Here is a 1,110-nt window from a genome sequence, read left to right as displayed (position 1 = left end):
TATTAAAAATCTGACAAACGGCCATTGACAGTAAGTAGTGACCTGTATTTATAATCTTGGCTAGGTGGTGGTGGCCATTAGCTCTAATTACTACTTAAACTATCTAATCTCTCTGATCCGCTTTTTTCTTTTCTGTCAGGGATTGCAGTGTAAATGACGTATCGTTGAGGCCTAGTGTAGCTTGCATAAAATTGGCTCGAATGAGACAGTTTTATGCTTAGCTACACTTGGTCTCTATGATGCGGCATTGAAACGTAAAGCCCGTCCGACAGCCAAATAACTATTGACACCAAATACTAAAAAAACAACCCTAGTCGTAAACCCTAAGCTCCCAAACTTTTTTATCCTGATAACAAAAATCGCATTCTGCTATCAGCTCTTTAACAATTTTATTAGCCATATCTTCAATTTCTTTATCATTTCTACCCCAAATCTTAGCTCCTTGTGGTCTGCCATCGTAGAAAACCTGTGCAGCATGTTTTATATCAGTATCCCCACATAAAATACCGCGAACATTATCAGAATCACGATAATTTTTAAACATCGCTTGGTCATGGTTTGGTGTTTTAACATGCGTAGCATTTTTAAGATTAAACATAAAACTATCCTTTCTAGTTTTGCAAGTAAGGTCAGCACCTTGCCGACCTTTTTTAATAAGTATCAATCAAAAATATCGTAAAATGTATCTTCATCTACATTGCTTCTCAAAACTGCTTTTAGCGTTCTGATATCATAAACGCTTTCATTGAAGATAAAAAAGTTAGCATCTGCCCCATTTGCGTAATAATCAATATTCTCTGAAGCAACCCCCATACCAATGAGTATAGCTTCCAACTTTTTTTGCAATATTGTTTGATAGATATTACCCATGTGTGGCACTTCTTCTGACGCTTTAGCAATTGACCAAATTTGCTCGCTCATGTCGTCCAACTCTTTTTTATGACCTAAACGCTCAATCAATAACTCCCAATCACCAGCAAGATTTGAAACCCCAAGAAAATAAAACTCTTCCATTTTTTTCATCCTTCCAACTTTGCCGCTAACACCCTAACGGCTGGTGGCCAGCACCTTGCCGACCTTGTACCTAATATTATATATAATATGACTAAC

2 protein-coding genes are annotated in these 1,110 nt (G+C 37.1%); both read right to left on the bottom strand.

Annotated features, from left to right (window positions below):
* Window positions 1-310: 310 nt before the first annotated feature.
* On the bottom strand, window positions 311-598 hold the full coding sequence (locus tag INT03_RS11970; protein ID WP_193009124.1) for a hypothetical protein: 288 nt from the start codon (window positions 596-598) through the stop codon (window positions 311-313).
* Between the two features lie 62 nt (window positions 599-660).
* Window positions 661-1,014 carry a hypothetical protein gene (locus INT03_RS11965; RefSeq protein WP_193009123.1) on the bottom strand — a complete coding sequence of 118 codons (354 nt, stop codon included), beginning with the start codon at window positions 1,012-1,014 and terminating at the stop codon, window positions 661-663.
* Window positions 1,015-1,110: the final 96 nt, after the last annotated feature.

Origin of the sequence: Psychrobacter sp. PG1, assembly GCF_014897815.1 — a bacterium.
GTDB lineage: Bacteria > Pseudomonadota > Gammaproteobacteria > Pseudomonadales > Moraxellaceae > Psychrobacter.
Note: the sequence above shows the minus strand (reverse complement) of the source record. Positions and strands in the feature narration are given on the sequence as shown.